Raw genomic sequence first — 2,163 nt, forward strand, 5'->3', positions numbered from 1 at the left:
TATTAAGATTTTTGTAGCTTGCATATAATTCATTATCTTCGTTTCTTGAATTGTGAAGCATATCATGAACACATTTGAAATAATAACAACTTTAGTGAATAAAAAAAGTAATTATTAGAAATCTCAAAAAAAATCAAAAGAAATAATGAATACAAATAAATTTAAAGAAGCAATATTAGTTGGAATACCAAATGAATTACCCGAACATTTAGGAATAAATAGAGATGTTAGTCATGCACCAAAAAGAACTGATGTTTTAAATAAAGATGAAAAAAAACTTGCGGTAAAGAATGCTTTAAGATATTTTGATAAAAAGCATCATCATATCCTTGCCCCTGAATTTGCTGATGAATTAAAAAAGTATGGAAGGATTTACATGTATCGTTATCGCCCTCAATACGAAATTTCAGCAAGAAGTATTGAAGACTTTCCTCATAAATCAAAGCAGGCAGCCGCAATAATGTTGATGCTTTCAAATAATCTTGATAATGCTATTGCTCAGCATCCAAACGAGCTTATTACTTATGGAGGAAACGGTTCTGTTTTTCAAAATTGGGCACAGTATTTACTTACAATGAAATATCTTGCAACAATGACAAATGAGCAATCATTGGTACTTTATTCAGGTCATCCAATGGGAATTTTTCCTTCACACAAAGACGCTCCACGAGTTATCGTCTCAAACGGAATGACTATTCCAAATTATTCAAAACCTGAGCATTGGAATAAATTTAACGCAGTTGGTGTTTCTCAATACGGACAAATGACCGCAGGTTCTTTTATGTATATCGGACCTCAGGGAATAGTTCACGGAACAACCATAACACTCTTAAACGCAGGAAGATTAATACAAAAAGAAAATGAAACACTAGGAGGTAAATTATTTGTTACCTCAGGATTAGGAGGTATGTCAGGAGCACAGGCAAAAGCATCTGTTATTGCAGGAGCAATTGGAGTAATTGCAGAAATAAATCCTGATGTTGTTGAAAAAAGATATTCACAAGGATGGGTAAATGAAAAATATTCAGACCTTAATGAACTAATAGAAAGAATTAAAAAAGCTAAAGAAAAAAAAGAGGCTGTTTCTATTGCTTATCAAGGAAATATTGTTGATTTGTGGGAAAAACTTGAAGCAGAAGATATTTTTGTAGAACTTGGTTCTGATCAAACATCACTTCATATTCCTTTTTCGGGTGGTTATTATCCTGCAGGATTAAGTTTTGAAGAATCAAATAAAATGATGAGTGAAGAGCCTGAAAAATTTGAAACGATAGTTTATGAATCATTAAGAAGGCAAGTAGAAGTTATAAATAAACTTGCAAAAAAAGGAATGTATTTCTTTGATTATGGCAATGCTTTTTTACTTGAATCAGGTAGAGCTAATGCAAACATTTTTAAAGAGGATAAATCATTCAAATATCCATCTTATGTTCAAGATATTATGGGACCCTTATGTTTTGATTATGGTTTTGGACCTTTCAGGTGGGTTTGTACTTCTTCAAAGCATAAAGATCTTGTGGAAACAGATCGCATAGCTGCAGAAATATTAGAGGAAATGGAAAAGACTGCTCCCCAAGAGATAAAACAACAAATCAATGATAACCTAAGATGGATAAAAGCTGCCGAAGAAAATAAATTGGTTGTTGGCTCGCAAGCTCGTATTCTTTACGCTGACGAAAAAGGAAGGATAAAAATTGCCGAAGCTTTTAATAATGCAATTAAGGAAGGTAGAATTTCTGCACCCGTTGTTTTGGGTCGCGACCATCATGATGTTTCAGGAACAGATTCACCTTTTAGGGAAACATCCAACATTTATGACGGTTCACAATTTACAGCCGATATGGCAATTCAGAATGTAATAGGAGATTCTTTCCGTGGAGCTACTTGGGTTTCAATTCATAATGGCGGTGGTGTAGGCTGGGGAGAAGTTATTAATGGTGGCTTCGGAATGTTGCTTGATGGCACCGAAGACGCTGACAGAAGGCTCAAGTCAATGCTTTATTGGGATGTTAATAATGGTATCTCTAGGAGAAGTTGGGCAAGGAATGAAGGAGCCATCTTTACGGCAAAAAGAGCAATGAAAGAAAATCCTGAATTGATAGTTACAATCCCCAATATTGCAGATGATGAAATAATTGAAAAGTTGTTTTAGAGAACTTTTAA

The 2,163-nt window shown here is 34.0% G+C and carries 1 protein-coding gene; it reads left to right on the forward strand.

Annotation, left to right across the window (positions count from 1 at the left end; genetic code table 11):
• Positions 1–145 precede the first annotated feature (145 nt).
• Complete coding sequence (locus tag U9R42_11360; protein MEA3496623.1) at positions 146–2,152, forward strand: urocanate hydratase; 2,007 nt, start codon at positions 146–148, stop codon at positions 2,150–2,152.
• The last annotated feature ends 11 nt before the right edge of the window (positions 2,153–2,163 follow it).

Source organism: Bacteroidota bacterium, assembly GCA_034723125.1.
In the GTDB taxonomy this organism is placed as follows: Bacteria; Bacteroidota; Bacteroidia; order CAILMK01; family JAAYUY01; genus JAYEOP01.